Annotated in this window: 4 protein-coding genes; all 4 read right to left on the bottom strand. The window is 34.4% G+C overall.

All coding sequences use genetic code 11. From position 1 onward, the window contains the following. Nucleotides 1-246: 246 nt before the first annotated feature. On the bottom strand, nt 247-1,644 hold the full coding sequence (locus ABFR62_13150; GenBank protein ID MEN8139368.1) for a BamA/TamA family outer membrane protein: 1,398 nt from the start codon (nt 1,642-1,644) through the stop codon (nt 247-249). A 133-nt stretch (nt 1,645-1,777) separates the two neighbouring features. After that, a complete protein-coding gene (locus ABFR62_13145) occupies nt 1,778-2,986 on the bottom strand; it encodes a glycosyltransferase family 4 protein (protein MEN8139367.1) in 1,209 nt (402 codons plus the stop codon). A gap of 9 nt (nt 2,987-2,995) precedes the next feature. After that, entirely contained in the window at nt 2,996-3,631 is a 636-nt protein-coding gene (locus tag ABFR62_13140; GenBank protein MEN8139366.1) for a transposase, read from the bottom strand. Between the two features lie 103 nt (nt 3,632-3,734). Beyond that, nucleotides 3,735-4,577, bottom strand: an 843-nt coding sequence (locus tag ABFR62_13135; GenBank protein MEN8139365.1) for a glycosyl transferase, incomplete at its 5' end; no start/stop codon positions are given.

Below are 4,577 nucleotides of genomic sequence, written 5' to 3'. Positions count from 1 at the left end.
GCGAAACTTAGCGCATAACTTTGCGAAACTTTGCGGTAAAAAAAAGGTTGTCATGGGTAGTGAAGTGATAGTGAAGTCGCAAACGCTGTGAGCAACTATTAAAAGTAAAAGTGCCAGCGAGCAAAATATCTCATCATAGTTGGCAGTAATCATCAACAGATTTAGCTTCGCTGATTCTTCGAATTGACTTCGTCGAACCTAAAGATTTCTCCACTACGCTAAAGCTCCGGTCGGAATAACGTCTGTTTAAAAAGTCTCATTTAACTGCATATAAAATCCGGCATAACCGTTCTCATTCCACCCGAGATCAAACGCAAAATTACTTCTGGATTTTTTATTAAGTTTTAAACGGAAACCTAAACCATAACCGAGTTTTAATTTACCGAAATCATGGTTTATATCACTGAAATTAGAAGCATTTACAAAACCAACAACTCCAAATAATTTATATACCGGCATACGATATTCCAATTCGGCATATGTCATATCCATTCCCTTTAAACGTCCGGCAATCCAGCCTCTTCCACTGCGTAAAAAAGGATCTGAAGCAATAGCAGGTAAGCCCGTATAAACCGGATCCCCAAAAGTAAATGCACCCGTGGCCCATAAACCCAGAATATTCTTATTCAACCACGGCATTTCCCAGTATTGTCGATAATCATAAGCCAGGAAAGTATAATTGGTACTACTGCCAAGCCATTCGTAACTTAAACGTGAGTAAGTATTAAAATAAATACCCTCGTAAGGATTTAACTGATTATCGCGTTTGTCGATAATAAAATTCAACATAATACTCGATGAAATTTCTTTGTCTTCATCTATCTCTTCGGGATCTTTTCCAAATTTTTCGTTATAATATTTTTGATATACTGTAGGAAGATGCTCTTTTTGCATTTCTTCGGCACTTTTTTCTCTTTGATTCCAATCAATAATAAATTTTTCAGCATCTATTACATCCTCTACCTTAATCTCATAATCGTAGTCATGCAGAAAACTTTCAAACTTTATCACATCATCTTTAGTAATAGTATGCGACCGGTAATCTTCAATGTATTCAGTAATTACATCTGCCCTACTATCCTTAACATCATAATAGTAATCCAGAGCATAACCAACACCAATAAAAACCCCGTCTCCAATTTTTCGGTTTACTGTCTGCCAAAATGTAAATGTTTTTGAATCCAGCATATCGCCTTCCAGCTCCGGAGAATTAGATCCCAAACCATAAGTTCCTAATGGAAAATGACGCCATATATAAGTTCCGTTAAGAAAATATTTTTCATCTTTTGTATAGATAGTCATACGAACAGGAAAAAATGTTTGTCCTTTACTTGTATACAATGGTGTTGTAACCATTGCCGACATCCGTGTGGTTTTAGGATCTCCCAAATATTTACCGGCAGTAATACCAAAACCGTAACCTGTACCAATAGCCGGATTTATCGCAATAGCAGGAAAAATTGACCATTTTGTTTTTTTCCAATCCTCAGAATCTATTGCGGATGTATCTTTTTTTGAAAACAAACCCATCAAATCATAATCATCAGGATTATAATTGAACATTCTATCCGGATTAGTGTCCTGTGCTATTACTATTGTAACAAATAAAAATAAAACCCCGGTTAAAATTGACGCCTTCTTCATACCCTATCATTTTATTAATCAATGCCTTACGAGAAATAAAGTTACTGAAATTAAATGAATAATTATTGATATAAAAAAACGCGGAGATATAAAATCACCGCGCTTATAGTATTTCTAAGATGTAATTCTTTAACTAAAACAACTTATGTATTGTTGTTTTAATAACGTCATTCCAGAGGAATTTTGATTTTATCCTTTCTATTGAATTTATTTTTTTCTGTTTTAAATCTACTTGGGAAGTATTAATTGCTTCAATAATAACATTCTTCAGTTGCTTTTTATCACCCGGCTCTATTAGCCATCCATTTGATTTATCTACCTGCTCAGAAACTGCACCTACATCTGTTGCAATAATTGCACATCCGCTTGCCATGGCTTCCAATATTACCGTTGGCATACCTTCACTCCAGCTTGGAGACACCAGAACATCACAGCCTTGGAGTATTTCTTTAATTGCTTCCTCTTCTCGCAATTCCCCATGATAAACCACTTTAAACTTTGAACTTTGAACTTTGAACTTATTTGGTATTGGTCCGATGAAATGAAACTCGATCACGTCATTTCGACCGGAGCTATTGCGGAGTGGAGAAATCTCATTATTCAAATCTGAAATCACTTCTGACAACTCTTCAATTCCTTTTCTACGCTCGTATCTACCTATAAATACAAATTTTATTATATTTTTTTTAGAACCTTCATTAGTTTTCACCAACCAGTTTTCTTCTATACCTATTGGAATTTCTACTACATTTTTAGCTTTGATATTATTCAAAACAGCTGTTAGCCTTCCTCCTAATGAAACTGCATTATCAGCATTTTGCACATTGTATTTTACTGCTTTTCTCAGTAATAAATGTTCCAGTTTAACCCTAAATGACGGTGCTTTTTGAAACATTTCCAATCCGTGAAAATTAACAATAATATCCGGTAATTCTATTCCTTTCTGTTTCGCATCAATAAAAGCCCTACCGGTAAAACCCTGGACATATATGTAGCTTGAAAATACGTCATTCTGAGCGGAGCTTTGCGAAGTCGAAGAATCTGTTGTTCTGATTGCGTAGTGCTCTAAATACAATTCCGACAATCTCCTATTCTCTCTCAGATAATGCCCCGGAAAAGAATCGAGTTTTGGAAAGTGAAAGCAATGATGATTTATGAAGTTAAGTTCTTCTTTTGTAAAACCTTCTAACTCCTCTACTAAAGATTTATCATTAGCCACACAATGATACAACTCTACCTCTACCCTGTTTTTTGCAAGGTATTTGGTAAGGTAGTACGAATGCTTTTGCATACCGCCCATTACGTATGGATAGATACCGTCTGTGAGGAGAATTATTTTCATTAATCGAAATTAATCATCATTATTTTTCCCATTAAATTTATCGTCCTTCCAATTTTGAGGATTATTAATAACATATTTAGAAATACGATTATAATCTATTTTGTTGTGTATAATATGATCATAAAAACGCGATTGCCATTCAAATTCATATCCCAAACGGTGTGCCTGTTTCGATACGACCGATTTATATGAACCAATAATACGTCCCAATGAACCCGATTTTGGTGATATTTTTTTCATTTGTTTTGAAACGATGCGTGCATCATTTATACAATTGGATTTATCATTATCAACGGTATTTTCCGTTTCCGTAGAGACGATGCGTGCATCGTCTCTACCACCATTATCGTCATCATCACCTCCATTACCCCCATCAACAATTTCCAAAATCCCATGAATATGATTCGGCATCACAACAAATTCGTGCAATTCAATATTTTTATGATGCGATTTTATTGAATACCACAATTCATCGGCCAAAACACCAATTTCCGATAATTGCATTTTTCCATCAACAATATCTCCGAAATAATGTTTACGTTTATCTGTACATATTGTTATAAAATACATTCCCGGTTGCGAATAATCGTAACCTTCTAATCTTGCGGATTTTATTCTGTATCGGTTTTGGTATTTTTCGGGCATTTATTAATTGATTTGGATTTGGTAATTATGAACGAATAATCTCTTTATAATAATGTTCATCGTAGAGACGATACGAGTATCGTCTCTACGTAACGCATCGTATCTACGACATGATTACATCTATATATTTTGGCATTAAAAATTCCTTTCCAAAATTTAATCGCGAATATTTCTGAATCCTTTCTTTTTCGAAAAAATCAATCTTCGATAATAACAATATTTTATCATCAACAACATATCCCAAGTTATTATCTACAACCAACTTCGAAAAATCTCCAATATTATCAGATATCAAAACTTTTAATCCCACACTTAAATATTCTGCAAACTTTACTGGCGATGCTACCCTGTTTGTCCAATTATTCTTTCTTAATAAAATTCCATAATCACCCAATGCAAGGTACTTTGGAACCTCTACCGGACTCACCCATTTTCTATAAATTCTGTCAGGATATTTTTTCTGCAAATTGACAATAGTCTCATGAGGTTTGGAAAGAAATAACACCTTCACTTTTTTATTTTCAAGAAAACGCGCTAATATGCTTTCTAAATCATCTAATGCCTGCCAGTCTGCTATGGAACCGGAATAAACCAGTAAAATATCCTGCTCGTTCAATCCTTCAATTAAAGAATAGTCCTTATCCGTATTCTCAAAATTATCTCCCAAACTACACGGAATTATCTGATGATTATAAGAATTGTATTGATATTCTCTTTGCCAATACTCAATCAATTTAGTAGAAACAGATATTCTTTTATCACTTTCTATCACAGCTTTTTTTTCAAGCTCAGGTATTTCTTTCTCTATTCCGGTTTCATTATACACTCCATATTCTTCCTGCTCAGCCTTTATCGCACCCCTGCCATCGTATATTACTTTTTCGAACCTGTTTTTTTGCAACAATGCTATATTGGTGGCGAATACACCTCTGCATACTATAGTTGA

The organism is Bacteroidota bacterium, from assembly GCA_039714315.1.
Lineage (GTDB): Bacteria > Bacteroidota > Bacteroidia > Flavobacteriales > JADGDT01 > JADGDT01.
Note: the sequence above shows the minus strand (reverse complement) of the source record. Positions and strands in the feature narration are given on the sequence as shown.

What these genes read in the sequence shown, in the direction of transcription:
- ABFR62_13150 (MEN8139368.1), bottom strand. Translation starts at nt 1,644, where the DNA reads ATGAAGAAGGCGTCAATTTTAACCGGGGTTTTATTTTTATTTGTTACA.
- ABFR62_13145 (MEN8139367.1), bottom strand. Translation starts at nt 2,986, where the DNA reads ATGAAAATAATTCTCCTCACAGACGGTATCTATCCATACGTAATGGGC.
- ABFR62_13140 (MEN8139366.1), bottom strand. Translation starts at nt 3,631, where the DNA reads ATGCCCGAAAAATACCAAAACCGATACAGAATAAAATCCGCAAGATTA.